The sequence below is a fragment of the Marvinbryantia formatexigens DSM 14469 genome (genome assembly GCF_025148285.1).
Lineage (GTDB): Bacteria > Bacillota > Clostridia > Lachnospirales > Lachnospiraceae > Marvinbryantia > Marvinbryantia formatexigens.
On sequence record NZ_CP102268.1, the window covers coordinates 4,495,198 to 4,508,127 of the forward strand.

The 12,930-nt window shown below is 53.7% G+C and carries 15 protein-coding genes and 1 pseudogene; all 16 read right to left on the minus strand.

Annotation, left to right across the window (positions count from 1 at the left end):
• Positions 1 to 29 precede the first annotated feature (29 nt).
• Positions 30 to 155 (minus strand): annotated as a pseudogene (locus NQ534_RS21015) (type I restriction-modification system subunit M N-terminal domain-containing protein); the annotation flags it as partial.
• 357 nt (positions 156 to 512) lie between these two features.
• Positions 513 to 2,675, minus strand: coding sequence for a complex I subunit 5 family protein (locus tag NQ534_RS21020; protein WP_074680141.1), 2,163 nt, complete (start codon positions 2,673 to 2,675; stop codon positions 513 to 515).
• An 18-nt stretch (positions 2,676 to 2,693) separates the two neighbouring features.
• Complete coding sequence (locus NQ534_RS21025) at positions 2,694 to 4,169, minus strand: complex I subunit 5 family protein (protein ID WP_006864668.1); 1,476 nt, start codon at positions 4,167 to 4,169, stop codon at positions 2,694 to 2,696.
• Positions 4,170 to 4,184: 15 nt separating this feature from the next.
• Positions 4,185 to 5,663 (minus strand): complex I subunit 5 family protein, encoded by a 1,479-nt coding sequence (locus tag NQ534_RS21030; protein ID WP_006864669.1) that lies wholly within the window; start codon positions 5,661 to 5,663, stop codon positions 4,185 to 4,187.
• 18 nt (positions 5,664 to 5,681) lie between these two features.
• The gene (locus NQ534_RS21035; RefSeq protein ID WP_006864670.1) at positions 5,682 to 7,193 is read right to left on the minus strand and encodes a complex I subunit 5 family protein; all 1,512 of its coding nucleotides are present in this window, start codon (positions 7,191 to 7,193) and stop codon (positions 5,682 to 5,684) included.
• A complete protein-coding gene (locus NQ534_RS21040; protein ID WP_006864671.1) occupies positions 7,193 to 7,570 on the minus strand; it encodes a sodium:proton antiporter in 378 nt (125 codons plus the stop codon). Before NQ534_RS21040 ends, NQ534_RS21035 begins: the two co-directional genes overlap by 1 nt.
• 3 nt (positions 7,571 to 7,573) lie before the next feature.
• On the minus strand, positions 7,574 to 8,545 hold the full coding sequence (gene mbhE / locus NQ534_RS21045; protein ID WP_006864672.1) for a hydrogen gas-evolving membrane-bound hydrogenase subunit E: 972 nt from the start codon (positions 8,543 to 8,545) through the stop codon (positions 7,574 to 7,576).
• Positions 8,538 to 8,795 (minus strand): hydrogenase subunit MbhD domain-containing protein, encoded by a 258-nt coding sequence (locus NQ534_RS21050; RefSeq protein WP_006864673.1) that lies wholly within the window; start codon positions 8,793 to 8,795, stop codon positions 8,538 to 8,540. The genes mbhE and NQ534_RS21050 overlap by 8 nt, the downstream gene beginning before the upstream one ends.
• Complete coding sequence (locus tag NQ534_RS21055) at positions 8,795 to 9,172, minus strand: cation:proton antiporter (RefSeq protein WP_006864674.1); 378 nt, start codon at positions 9,170 to 9,172, stop codon at positions 8,795 to 8,797. Before NQ534_RS21055 ends, NQ534_RS21050 begins: the two co-directional genes overlap by 1 nt.
• On the minus strand, positions 9,159 to 9,524 hold the full coding sequence (locus NQ534_RS21060; protein WP_006864675.1) for an MrpF/PhaF family protein: 366 nt from the start codon (positions 9,522 to 9,524) through the stop codon (positions 9,159 to 9,161). Before NQ534_RS21060 ends, NQ534_RS21055 begins: the two co-directional genes overlap by 14 nt.
• A 1-nt stretch (position 9,525) precedes the next feature.
• A complete protein-coding gene (locus NQ534_RS21065; protein WP_006864676.1) occupies positions 9,526 to 9,993 on the minus strand; it encodes a Na+/H+ antiporter subunit E in 468 nt (155 codons plus the stop codon).
• Between the two features lie 162 nt (positions 9,994 to 10,155).
• The gene (locus NQ534_RS21070; protein ID WP_074680138.1) at positions 10,156 to 10,608 is read right to left on the minus strand and encodes a SpoVA/SpoVAEb family sporulation membrane protein; all 453 of its coding nucleotides are present in this window, start codon (positions 10,606 to 10,608) and stop codon (positions 10,156 to 10,158) included.
• A 1-nt stretch (position 10,609) separates the two neighbouring features.
• Positions 10,610 to 11,023, minus strand: a complete 414-nt coding sequence (locus tag NQ534_RS21075) for a stage V sporulation protein AB (protein ID WP_006864258.1) — start codon at positions 11,021 to 11,023, stop codon at positions 10,610 to 10,612.
• Positions 11,020 to 11,673 (minus strand): stage V sporulation protein AA, encoded by a 654-nt coding sequence (locus NQ534_RS21080; RefSeq protein ID WP_006864257.1) that lies wholly within the window; start codon positions 11,671 to 11,673, stop codon positions 11,020 to 11,022. The genes NQ534_RS21075 and NQ534_RS21080 overlap by 4 nt, the downstream gene beginning before the upstream one ends.
• Before the next feature lie 72 nt (positions 11,674 to 11,745).
• Positions 11,746 to 12,462, minus strand: coding sequence for an RNA polymerase sporulation sigma factor SigF (gene sigF / locus NQ534_RS21085; RefSeq protein WP_006864256.1), 717 nt, complete (start codon positions 12,460 to 12,462; stop codon positions 11,746 to 11,748).
• A 13-nt stretch (positions 12,463 to 12,475) separates the two neighbouring features.
• Entirely contained in the window at positions 12,476 to 12,922 is a 447-nt protein-coding gene (spoIIAB, locus tag NQ534_RS21090) for an anti-sigma F factor (RefSeq protein ID WP_006864255.1), read from the minus strand.
• Positions 12,923 to 12,930 lie beyond the last annotated feature (8 nt).

Here is a 12,930-nt window from a genome sequence, read left to right on the forward strand (position 1 = left end):
TTTCTTTTATATGGTCTATATTCGCAGGAGAACATCGTTCCAAGAACATAATTCTTAAAGTCCCATCCGTCAACTGCTCCCCGCAGCTCGTCCGCAATAGCCCAGATAGCACGATGCAGTTCGTCACGCTCCTGTTCCTTTTTTGTATCAACCATTCTCTTTTCCTCCGTTAAATATAAGAAAAGTATATCTCGAAAAAGTGAATTTTTCAATGAAAAACGCCCACCATCTTTGATGAGCGTTATTGTTGCAATATTAAAATTCTCATAAAATCTGCGCCCAAACTCCAGAATAGGTTTTGCCCACCTGCCTTGCTCCCTGCAAAAAATCAACTAATTCGCCTTAATAATCATGCAAAAATACACGAATATTTTTAAAGTTTTTGCATTTTTCGACGTGAATACAGTTTTCCCTTCCTGCACTTTACCAGATCTCCACACGCAAAGTCCGTGGCAGTCCAGCAGGAAGCTGAACTGCCACACGACCTGCTACAGCAGCAGGGAAACGCTCCACTACAGCAGCAGGGAAATGAGCAGATAAATCAGTGTGCCGCACAATCCCAGGCAAAACAGGATCAGCCCGTAGGAGAGGCTTCTGCCGATGATGCCGGTGTTTTCTTTGAAGCTTTCGTAGGCGAGGGCGAAGGTGTGCTCGTAGTCCTTCTTTTTCGGATGGCGGCGCCAGATGGTCAGGTTGAGCAGCGCCACAGCCCGATTTACAATACGCCCGCAGACATGGGTGAGCGCGTTTCCCTCCTCCAGTTCGTGCGGCTGGGGGCTGTCCTGGTAGATGGTTTTCCGCAGAAACACAATCACGCTGTCCGTTATCGTATCGAAGAAGCCCGCCTCCACGCTTCCGGCAATCGGAAGCAGCTTTGCAAGCAAATCAACCGCGTTATCGAGCACCATGCAGACGCCGCCGCACACTGCCGGGACCGCCGTCAGCAGGATCGGGCGGTATACATAATCCTCCAGGTCCAGCACACGCGGCCAGCGGTTTACGTAAACGGTGGTGCCGTCCGGCTGCTTTTTCAGCATCCAGGTCCGCACAAGCAGCAGATAAATCAGCGCGCCAATAGCAATCGAAATCAGACTGCCTTTCAGGTTCGTCAGGCTGAAGTATGCCACCGTGTGCGGATTTTCAGCTAATCCGCAGAAGCCCTGCCCCATATCGGCAAGCTTATCCATCGTCTGATGCGGCAGGATACCCATCAGCGGAAACAATGCCGCCGGGACTGCCAGCGCCGCCGCGCTCACCGGCTTCATATAGCTGCCGGACATGCCGTCGTATTTTTTCTGCACCTTTGCATCGTTATTTTTCTCCACAAAAACGGCAAAGAACAGCTTGCACATATACGCCACCGTCAGACCGCCGCTGATGAGGAACAGCCACTCGATAATCTTCATGTCGCTGACGCCGAAGACGCCCTGCGCCAGAGCGCCCGTCTCCAGCGCCTCTGTATACTCCACGATGCTCTCGTGTAGCAGCGTCTTGCTTATATAGCCGGAAAACAGCGGAATACCGCCGATGCCCAGCGCTCCCGCCAGATAAATGGCGGCGAGCAGCGGCTTCTTTCTGCCAAAGCCGCGGATTTCGTTCAGATCCAGCTTATGCACATTCATGAAAATAACCCCAGCCACCAGGAAGAGCACCAGCTTGAACAGCGAGTGATTCACCATATGCAGCAGACTTCCGCGCACCGCAAGGGCGTTTTCCTCTGCGAGCAGCCCCTGCATCCCGATTCCGACCAGAATAAATCCAATCTGTGATACGGACGAGCACGCCAGCGTGCGCTTAAAGTCGACGGAAAACAGCGCCAGCACCGCGCCCGCCACCATTGTGAGCGTCCCCAGAACCAGCACGAAGGTGCCCCATTTCCAGTCATGCAGCAATATCTTGCAGCTAATTACCAGAATGCCGAAGATACCGGTCTTCGTCAGAATACCGGAGAGCAGGGCGCTCGCCGGAGCCGGAGCGACCGGATGCGCCTTCGGCAGCCAGATATGCAGCGGGAAAGCGCCCGCCTTCGCCGCAAAGCCGAAGAACAGACAGCCCGCCGCCACATACACATTTTTGCCCGCGCAGGCGTCGTGCAGCTCGCTGATTGTTAAGGTGCCCGCCTGGTTATAAAGCAGAAACAGCCCCATCAGCATCACAAGTCCCCCGATGACCGCCACGGCGAGATAGGTCGCCGCCGCCCGCAGCGACGGAGCATGCTCATCCTGCGCCACCCACACATAGGAAGCCAGCGACATTACCTCGAAAAACACAAAGGTCGTATACAGATCCGCCGAGAAGAAAATTCCTTCGGTAGCGCCCAGCGTCACCAGCAGAAACAGATAATAGCGGTTCCGGTTGCGGTAGTGCGCAAAATATTCTGCGCTGAACAGCGTCGCCGCCATCCACATAAACGCCGCGATGGCGCCGTACATTGCCCGGAAGCCCTCCGTCTCAAAGGAAAGCCCCATGCCGCAGACGCCCGGCAGCACAAAGGAAGCCTCCTTCGCCCCTTTTGTTATAAGAAGAAGTATCAGCAGCAGAAATTCCACGATTGTGACGCAGCCCGCCACACGGTCGCGCAGCGTTTTATCCTTTCTGCCCGCCAGGTAGGATATGCCCGCTCCCAGCATCGGAAAAAACACAATCGCCGCCAGTAAAAGAAAGTTCTGTTCCATATTCGCCGTCCCTCCTCTCTAATATACGCCCGCCGCGACGTCCTGGAAAAAGGCAATCAGCGGCGCGGAAAACAGACCAAGCGCAACAACGGCGGCGGCAAAGAGAACCAGCGGCAGACACATCTTCCAGGTCGGGTCCTTTGCGGAGGCTATCGTCGCATAATCAAAATCCTTTCCGGGGAAAAACGCCCGGATAACAATGGACATCATATAAATTGCCGTCAGCAGCGCGGATATCAGCAGGCAGCCGATACCAAAATACGCCTGCACATTGCCGCTCTCCACCGCTGCCCCCGCCAGATTCCACTTACTGATAAAGCCCGCCAGTCCCGGCACGCCCATCAGTCCGAGCGCCGCCACGGTAAAGCAGCCAAAGACCACCGGCATTTTTCTGCCCATCCCGTTCATTTCGTAGATATAGCTCTTTCCGGTCTGATGCATAAAAGCGCCCGCGCACAAAAAGGAGCAGATTTTCATGAAGGCATGGCAGACCATATGCGCCAGCGCGCCCGTCATCCCCCACGGCGTCATGATAGTGGCGCCGAAAATGATGTAGGACAGATTGCTGACCGTCGAATAAGCAAGCCGCCGCTTGATATGCGTCTCTTTGACGGCACGGCTGCAGCCGTACACAATCGATATCATGGCGAAGCCCATCGCCACCGCCTGCACCCAGGTGCCGCGCAGAAATTCCGTGCCGAAGCTGTAATAGGTCAATCGGATGATGGCGAACACACCCGCCTTTACAACGGCAACAGCATGAAGCAGAGCCGTCACCGGCGTGGGCGCAACGCCCGCCTGCGGCAGCCAGGAGCTAAGCGGCCAGATCGCCGCCTTCACGCCGAATCCCATAAACGCCAGCAGATAGACAAGCAGCAGCGTGTTTGTCTTATCGCCGATTTTCTCTAAATTCAGCACGCCGCCCATCACAAATTCCACCGTGTCCCCGTATACCAGAAGGAACACCAGTCCGAGAAGCGCGAACGCCGCGCCGCCCAGCGAATAGTAAAGATATTTGCGGCTTGCCAGAATCGCCTCACGCTTTAACGTGTGCATCACCAGCGGCACCGTCACCAGCGTCAGCAGCTCGTAAAAGAAATACATACTGAGCATGTCGGACGCAAAGGCAATGCCGAGCGTCACGCCGTATGTGATGCTGTAAAATGTGAAAAAGACCCTCTCGTGCCCCTCATGCTCCATATACTCAAAGGAATACAGCATCGCCAGCGGCCACAGCACCGCCACCAGAGCACCGAATACCATTGTCATACCGTCAATCTTGAAGGAAATGGACAGCCCGTGCACAAAATAAATGACCTCAAAAATCTCCGTCGGACCGTGCGCCACCAGCGCAAGCACGATTGCGGAGGTCGCGAGCATAAGGCATTCCAGATACACCATCATCTGGCTCCGCTTTTTAAACGGAAGGAGCATCGTCAGCGCGCCGCCGATAACCGGAAGCAGAATCGCCGCCAAAATCCAGTATTTACTCATAACCCGCCGCCTCCCTTACAGCACCGCGCCGGCAATTCCGGAAACATACGCCGTCAGCGGGTTCGGGAACACGCCCAGAAGCACTGCCAGCGCGGCCAGGATTGCCAGCGGAATCGTCATTGTCTTTGCCGGTTCCAGTTTTTTCAGCGATTTGTAATCATAATCCGCCCCCGGCAGAAAACCTTTGATGGTAATCGGAAGCAGATAGCCCGCCGTCAGAAGCGCACTGATAAGCAGCACCACCGGTCCCAGCCAGGAAAACACGGAGATACCCGATTCCAGGGAACCGGTCGCCAGGTACCACTTGCTGATAAAGCCGCTTGCGGGCGGAATGCCAATCAGCGCCAGGGACGCGAAAGTATAGCACCAGATGGTCACCGGCATTTCCTTGCCGATGCCGGTCAGCTCGTCCACCTGCGTTTTCCCGGTGCGGTAAATAATGGCGCCGGCGCTTAAAAACAGGCAGGATTTGATGATGGCATGGAACACGATGTGCAGAAGCGATCCCGTCATCGCCTGCGGCTGCAGCAGCGCCAGACCGAACAGAATGTACGACGCCTGGCTGACCGTCGAGTAGGCGAGCCGCTTCTTTAAAAGCTTCTCGCGGTAAGCGAGCATGGAACCCATAAACACCGTAATCAGCGTCAGCACCAGCCAGGTGGTCTGCACCCAGGTGCCGCGGAGGAAATCGGGACCAATCACATAGAAAACCGTGCGGATAACGCCGATAACACCCGCCTTTACAATCAGACCGGACAGCACGGCGCTCGCCGGGGCCGGAGCGACCGGATGCGCCGTCGGCAGCCAGGCGTGCATCGGAAACATACCCGCCTTTACGCCGAAGCCGAGAATCATAAAGAACGCAATGACCAGCAGCACACCCTCGTTGCCGGATACCCGCGCCATATCAAGGGAACCTCCGGCGGTAAAATCCAGTGTCGCCGCATACTGATTCATAAAATAGATGCCGAGCAGCACCATGTACGCGCCGCAGAGGGAATAAAACAGATATTTCATCCCCGCCATCAACGCCTCCCGCGTCCGCGTGTGAAGCACCAGAGGAAGAGACGTCAATGTCATAATCTCATAAAATACATAGAAGGTGACCAGATTTCCGGAAAAGGCGAGCGCAAGCAGCACGCCGTACACGATCAGATAAAACCCGAAATAACGCTTTTCCTCCTGCTCATGCTTCATGTATTCAAAGGAAAACACACCGGCGAGCACCCACACCAGCGACACCAGCACAGCGTACAGTCTGCCGAGCGCATCCACCCGGAAGTAAAGCTTCAGATTTTCCCCGAACTGCCAGAGCAGCAGCTCCTGCTCCCCGCCGGTCACCACAAGCAGCGCCAGAACCGCCGTCACAGCCAGTGAAATGCCCGTCATACGGAGAAGTCTTGTCCGCTCCCGGAAAACGGGCAGAATCAGAACCGCCGCGCCGCAGAGGATCGGAAAAAATATTGCCGGAATAATCCAGATAGAATAATTCATTTGTCCTCTCCTTTTCTCTTACGCAAAATTTGAAAGCCCGGTCTGCATGATATGCAGAATCGGCTCCGACATCATGCCGAGCGCCATGTTCAGCAGCACAAACATCACAATGGTAAAGGTGTACAGCTTCTGCTTATCCATCGTCACGGTCGTATAGCCCTTTTCGGCAATCACACTCTTCTTCTCCGGCACGTAAATGCGGATAACCGTTTTCAGAAAATAAATAGCATTTAAAATCGTACTGATTGCCAGGACGATCAGCGTCGGCAGCATTTTCATGGTCGGATGCAGCACCGCCGCCTCCGCAAACAGCAGCTTGCTGACAAACCCGGCAAAAATGGGCACGCCGACCATCGAGAGCGAACCGACGGTAAAGCCGACGCCGGCAATCTTGTTGCGGTAGCCAGCTCCCGTCAGTGCAAAGAAGCTGCGGCTGCCCGCCGATACGTCCGTCAAACCGATCGCCGAGATAAACAGAAGCGACTTGGTAGCGGAGTGCGCCAGGATATGGAAGATGCTGGCAACCACGCCCTCGGTCGTTCCCAGACCGAAGCCCATATAGATGTAACCGATCTGCGCCACCGAGGAGAAGGAAATCATCCTGCGGACGTCCTTTTCCATAATCGCGCTCACCGAGCCGAAAATCATACCGCACAGACCGAACACAAACAGCACATTGATGATTTTGCTGGCGCAGATGATATCAAAGCCGATTACGCGGTAAAAAATCTTAATCAGCAGGAATATATAACCCTTGGATACCAGGCTGGACAGCATCGCCGCCGAGGAGACCGTCGAGTATCCGTAGGCGTCCGGCAGCCAGGAATGAAACGGAAACAGTGCGCTCTTGATGGAAAGACCGACCGTAATCAGACCGATGGTGATAATCATCGGGATGCGGTAGGTGCCCGCCTCCATAATCTTCTCCACCTGCTCCCTGATATTGGACATCAGCAGATGCCCGGTCAGGTCGTAGAGCATACAGATACCCATGAGCAGCAGACCGGAGCCTAAAAGGCTCATAATCATATAGCGCACCGCCGCCTCGATCGTTCTTCCGTTCTGGCGTATCATGATCAGACCGCAGGCGGAAATCGTATTGATTTCCACGAAAACATAGGCGGTAAACAGATCGTTCGTGTAGATGAGCGCCAGCAGGGAGCTGAGCAGCAGATCCGTCAGGATATAGTAGATATTGTGCTTGCTCTTTTCCACCTCGTCATCCAGCTTTTTCCGTCCGCCGAGCATCGAGAGCAGCATGACGATGCAGAAAGCAAGCGCCATCGCCGCCTCCAGGGCGCCCGCACGGATCTCGTTGCCCCAGGGAGCCGGGAAATGTCCCATCATATATGTGTAGCTCCCGCCCGTCTCCAGCATGTAGCCCAGAAGCCACGCCGACATCACGCCGACAACGGTGATTGCCGCCGTGTTCAGCCACTTTGCCGCCTTTCCCGGCAGCACCGAGGATACGATGCCGGAAAACATGGAAATCATGATGGAAAAGAACGGGACATTCTGTACAAACGCCATCACAGCCCCTCCTTTTTCAGCCTGGAGGAAATCTCATCCAGGTCCAGCGTGTGATACCGCCTGTACAGCCGCACCGTCAGCGACAGCATCAGCGCCGTGACGGAAACAGAAACCACAATGCCCGTCAGCACCAGACCGCTGGGAATCGGGTTTATGTACGCCTCCACATCCTGCACGCCGTTCACCACGATTGGCGCCGCTCTTCCGCTGATATAGCCTTTTTCCGCCAGAAAGAGGTACACCGCCGTGTCCATGATATTCAGACCGATAATCTTCTTTATCAGATTTTTCTGGAGCAGCAGATTGGCAAACCCGATTCCAAACAGAATCATGGCAATCTCCTCTCCCATATTCGCCACAAAATTTGACCCGAACATACCCTAAAAGCCCCCTTTCCGGAACAGTGCAAAGAATGCGTACATCGTGCAGGCAACCACCAGCCCCACACAGATGTTGAGCGGCAGAATCAGACCGCTGCTTAAAATCGCTCCCGGCGTGCCCAGCGGAATGCCGCTCTCCAGATGGTTTGCGCCGGTGAAAAAGGAATAACTCTTTGCCAGACAGTAAAATGTCAGTGCAGAAAAGCTCACCCATTTATAAGTTTTCTCCGTGAAGAACCGCTCCGTCTTCTTAAAGCCGAAGGCGTTCAGATAAAGAATCAGCCCGGCGCCGATGATCGCGCCGCCGGAAAAGCCGCCGCCCGGAGAGAGGTGACCGTTCAGAATTACGTAAATGCCGAAAATAAAGATGATGGGCACCAGCACAGAAGCAATTCCCTGCAGAATCGTGTCGTTCTTCGGCTCGTAGAAGCTGTCGCGCTTCTCTTCCTCCTCCGCGCTCTCCTTCCCCTTTTTCTTGTCGTTGCGCAGCAGAATCAGCACTGTGCAGGTGGCGATAAACAGCACATTTGATTCCCCGAAGGTATCAAACGCACGATAGTCGAGAATCATGCCGGTGACAATATTCACCGCCCCGGTATCCTGCAGCCCATCCTCGATATATTTTTCCGCCACCTCATTGTTGGTGGGATTGTGGTCGCTTCCGACCGGCGGAAGATACGACACCTCGACCAGCAGAATGGTAATCAGCAGCAGACAGCAGATGAGCGCCGCCGCCCTGTAAAAGCGCTGGAAAAAGCGGTAGATTGGGTTGTGCCCGGTATCGTATACTCTGCCCCGCACCCGGTCGTGGTCCCGCTGGTAGCGCTGTAATTTCTTCTCATTGGGCACATACTCCCGCTGCGGCACGACCTCCATATTGCCAAGGTAGGGGTCCTTCTCCCCGCTTATCCACTGGCGCATACGGACCAGGAGCCGCTTTTTATATTCTTCCTCGGAAATCTGCTTACTCATCGTCCTTGTCCTCCTCTCCCATCGCGTGTATCTTCTTTAAGGTCACAAAAAACAGAATACTGGTGACACCGGCTCCCACCGCCGCCTCGGTGATGGCAAGGTCCGGCGATTCCAGAAGTATCCAGATGATCGACATAATCAGACTGTAGGACATAAAAATGAGGATGGAATTCAGCAGGCTTTTGGAAAAGCTCACAGAAATCGCACATACCACCAGAAAGCCGAGTAAAATATACTGAAAAATCTGCATCACGCTTCCTCCTTCTGCATATTATTTTCTTCCTCCAGCTTTTCCTTCACCTCGCCGGACACCTCGCAGTAATTGTCCAGATGCGGATTCGTCGTCGCCTCCAGCCTGGAAATCAGATGTGAAGACACCGGGGAGGCGCACCAGAGAAACACGACCACCAGCCCCATTTTCAGCGTCGTAAAGTTAAATCCCGACAAAATCATCAGACCAATCAGCGAAATACCGATTCCGAGCGTATCGCCCATCGCCGCCGCGTGCATCCGGTTTAGTACGTACTTGAACTTAAATACGCCGAGAAGCTGCACAACGAATGTCAGCAGACCGAGAAACAACATCCCGGTGCCAAGAATAAACTGTGTCCATTTAAGAATCTGCATGTTCTTCCTCCCTTTCCGTCTCCTGTCCGTTTTTCTCCTCCATCTCCTGCAGTTTTCTGCCGTGGTCGCGGTGCTCCAGATAAACGCCGGTGTAGACCTTTGTCAGCACGACCACCGCCAGAAAGCTGATCATCGCATAAATCAGACAGATATCCACCAGATATCCCTCATTCATGCGTAGAGCAAGGATGGAAATGATGACCATGACCATCGTCCCCATCATGTTCACCGCCACAAGACGGTCTGCGATCGTCGGTCCAATAATTGCGCGTATCAGACAGAGCACCGCCATGACGGCAAGAACAATCAGCGCAATGGTAAATACCCATGCCTGTGCCTGTATTAAAGCCATATCACTCACCCGTCCTTTCTAATTTTTCCAGCATTTTCACGAAAACGGAATCCTCCATTCCTTCTGCCAGGCTCTTGTCCAGGCAATGGACCACCAGCCGGTCTCCCTGCAGCGACACGGTAATCGTCCCCGGCGTCAGCGTGATGGAATTTGCCAGGATGACCCGCGCCACCCGTGACCTGAGGCTGGTCCGGAATGTGACCATCACAGGTTCCGCAATTTCCCGCTGCGACAGAATCAGATGAATGACGGCGATGTTTGCGCGGACGATCTCAATAATCAGCGTGAGCACGTACCATAGAAAATACACGCTCTTTTTATAGAGAATGATCTCCTTGTGTATACTGTAGTCCATGAATTTGCAGATAAAAGCAAACACGAAAAGAGCAATTACTACGCCAAAAGCAAGAATCTCGGCGGTAATCGCTCCATTAAAAATAATCCAGACCAGAAAAAACAATAATAACATTTTCTTATCACTCCCTCATCTGTCCGTCACGGATAAGCAGCCTTTTGTGCGGATTGTATCCTCACAGCAGAAGAACCCATGACATTTCCTATCATTATAGCAGATATAGGGCAAGAAATACAACCTTCTTTTTATAAAAATTTAACAATTAGTAATGAACGGTTACGCAATCATCCAATATATCAGCCCCAGCACCCACCCGGAAAAGATGCCGTAAAGGATGACCGGACCGGCAATGGTAAAAATCTTGCAGCCAATACCGAATACCTGTCCCTCCTTCTGAAATTCGATTGCCGGAGCCGCCACGGAATTTGCAAAGCCGGTAATCGGCACAAGCGTTCCGGCGCCGCCGAATTTCGCCAGCCGCTGGTAGATGCCGCAGCCCGTCAGAATGACGCTGATGAGCACCAGCAGCACGGAACACCAGGTGCCCGCCAGCTTTTTATCCGCGCCCAGATTCATCGCCATATTGATAATAAACTGTCCGAGCGTGCAGATGGCTCCACCCGTCACAAAGGCATGCCACATATTGCTCCAGAGACTGTGCGTCGGCGTCACCTGCTTTACGTATTCGTTGTACGCTTTGTTTTTCTTTTCTTTTAAGATATCTGCCATGCTACCACCCCATATAAAAGAATAATACGCTTCCAATCGTTTTCCCCAGCGCCAGGGAGATCACGATGAAGCTGATGCCTTTCGCAAGCCCGATGCGCCGCGCCGCAATCGGAAAAATGTTGATGACTTCCGCCAGCGCCATGATCCAGGCTCCCACGTACATCCCCGCCACAAGCCCCACGACCGCCAGCATAAATCTGCCCGTAAACGGTGTTATGCCATATACCGTGAGCAGATTGCCGTACAGCGCGCCGAGCAGAATGGCGCTCTCATAGAGCCTTGTATGCACGGCTGTGCGGGAGATTCCTGCAAACCGCGTGATAATGCCAAGCCCGACCAGCAGTGCGACCACGCCAGCCGCCACCAGAACACCGCCGCCGGCTCCGATAATGATAAGCAGTCCCGTCTTCATCATCCCGTGATTCCCTTTCCGCTTCCCTGCGTCGTCCTCCGCTCCTTTTTGGGCACATGACGGCTCGCCTCGATAATGGTATCGTTTACGTCGTTTTCATAGGTGCGCATCTGCACCTCCAGCGGCGTCGGGTCCGCCGTCAGCTTTTTACCGGCAAAGTGGTTGAAAAATACAATAATGCCAGCCCCCAGCCCGACAGAGTACGACAGCTCCAGTACCGTAAACCCATCCGAAGTCTGCCCGGTAAAGAGCTCGTACACCTGGGCAAACAGACCGGTGATGTCCACGTCGTTGTTGAACGTCATAATGGAGAAGGCAGCTCCAAAAAAGCACAGCACACAGACCGCCGCCGTCTTCAGCCAGCTCAGGATTTCCGGCGGCTGCTGCGGCTTTTCGTAGGTAATAATAAAATCGGGCACGCCGATATTGTTGATTTCAAGATTCGGAAATTCCTTCTGGATGCAGGTGATCACCTCCATTACGGATTTCACATACCGCCCCGGCTGCTTCCCGACTGCCTCCGGAATAACCATCGTCTTTACCCGCGCCTCAATCTCCTTGCTGCTGCAGGATATCTGTGCGATGTCCTTTAGAAAAACCCGTTGGTCGTGTACCCCGACGTTTGTATCAATTTTCAGATATAGCGTATCCACGTTTGTTCCTCCTGCAGGATGGTTTCTGTCACTTTTTCCTTAGTATCCGCAAAACGACGGCAAATATACCGTTTATTGCAGAGCGTCGCGCATTTTTTTCAAAATTTTCTTTTCCATGCGTGATACCTGCACCTGCGTCCTGCCAAGCAGCTCCGCCACCTGCGACTGCGTTTTGTCTTTAAAATAGCGCATGATAATGAGAAACTGTTCTTCCGGCTCCAGCTTCTCCATTACTTCCGTCAGCACCATGTTGTCCAGCACTTTTTCGTTCATGCTCTCTTTTTCCTCAATCCTGTCCTCCAGATAAATCGCCGTGCCGTCCCCCTGATAGACCGGGCGGTGCAGCGATTCCACCTCCGCCGCAGCCTCCATCGCCAGCACAATTTCCTCGCGCGTGATTCCCACCTCCCCAGACAATTCCTCCATCGTCGGCTCACGCCCCAGCTTCTTTTCCAGCTGCTCACGCGCCGCTGCCGCCCTGCCCGCCGTCTCCTTCAGAGAACGGCTGACCTTCAGCATTCCGTCATCCCGCAGAAACCGTCTGATTTCCCCGGCAATCATCGGGACGGCGTAGGTGGAAAATTTCACATCATAGGAAAGATTGAAATTGTCGATTGCCTTTAACAGCCCGATGCTGCCGATCTGAAAGAGGTCCTCGACGTCCGTTCCGCGTCCGGTGAAGCGCTTTGCGATGGTAAAAACAAGTCCCAGATTTTCCTCCACTAATTGTTCTCTTGCAGCTTTATCCCCCTGGTGTGCTCTCTCAATTAACCAATGGGTGTGCTCCATCTAAGACTTCCTTTCAATCATGATATTCGCCCGCGATCCTGCCGATGCGCTTCTTCATCGTCACCGCCGTTCCCTGCCCGACGGCGGACTTTACCTGCACATCGTCCATGAAGGCTTCCATAAAGGCAAATCCCATGCCGCAGCGCTCGGTATCCGGCTTCGTCGTAAACAGCGGCTCCATCGCCCTGGCGATATCGGCGATGCCGACTCCCTTATCGGAGACGGTGAGCGTCAGCACCTGTCCGGAAATGCTGCACGAGACTGTCACCTTTTTTATTTCGTTTTCGTAGCCGTGGACGATGGCGTTCGTCACCGCCTCGGAAAGCGCCGTCTTTACATCCGCCACCTCCTCCAGCGTGGGATTTAACTGTGTCATAAATGCCGCCACCGCCACGCGCGCAAAGCTCTCATTGCAGGAGCGGCTGTCAAATTCAATCATCATTTCATTCGTCTGTTCCATATGCTTCC

Bases quoted from the DNA above. Each gene is read 5' to 3' on its own strand.
- NQ534_RS21020 (WP_074680141.1), bottom strand. From the start codon at position 2,675: ATGGAACAGAACTTTCTTTTACTGGCGGCGATTGTGTTTTTTCCGATG.
- NQ534_RS21025 (WP_006864668.1), bottom strand. From the start codon at position 4,169: ATGAGTAAATACTGGATTTTGGCGGCGATTCTGCTTCCGGTTATCGGC.
- NQ534_RS21030 (WP_006864669.1), bottom strand. From the start codon at position 5,663: ATGAATTATTCTATCTGGATTATTCCGGCAATATTTTTTCCGATCCTC.
- NQ534_RS21035 (WP_006864670.1), bottom strand. From the start codon at position 7,193: ATGGCGTTTGTACAGAATGTCCCGTTCTTTTCCATCATGATTTCCATG.
- NQ534_RS21040 (WP_006864671.1), bottom strand. From the start codon at position 7,570: ATGTTCGGGTCAAATTTTGTGGCGAATATGGGAGAGGAGATTGCCATG.
- mbhE (WP_006864672.1), bottom strand. From the start codon at position 8,545: ATGAGTAAGCAGATTTCCGAGGAAGAATATAAAAAGCGGCTCCTGGTC.
- NQ534_RS21050 (WP_006864673.1), bottom strand. From the start codon at position 8,795: ATGCAGATTTTTCAGTATATTTTACTCGGCTTTCTGGTGGTATGTGCG.
- NQ534_RS21055 (WP_006864674.1), bottom strand. From the start codon at position 9,172: ATGCAGATTCTTAAATGGACACAGTTTATTCTTGGCACCGGGATGTTG.
- NQ534_RS21060 (WP_006864675.1), bottom strand. From the start codon at position 9,524: ATGGCTTTAATACAGGCACAGGCATGGGTATTTACCATTGCGCTGATT.
- NQ534_RS21065 (WP_006864676.1), bottom strand. From the start codon at position 9,993: ATGTTATTATTGTTTTTTCTGGTCTGGATTATTTTTAATGGAGCGATT.
- NQ534_RS21070 (WP_074680138.1), bottom strand. From the start codon at position 10,608: ATGGCAGATATCTTAAAAGAAAAGAAAAACAAAGCGTACAACGAATAC.
- NQ534_RS21075 (WP_006864258.1), bottom strand. From the start codon at position 11,023: ATGATGAAGACGGGACTGCTTATCATTATCGGAGCCGGCGGCGGTGTT.
- sigF (WP_006864256.1), bottom strand. From the start codon at position 12,462: ATGGAGCACACCCATTGGTTAATTGAGAGAGCACACCAGGGGGATAAA.
- spoIIAB (WP_006864255.1), bottom strand. From the start codon at position 12,922: ATGGAACAGACGAATGAAATGATGATTGAATTTGACAGCCGCTCCTGC.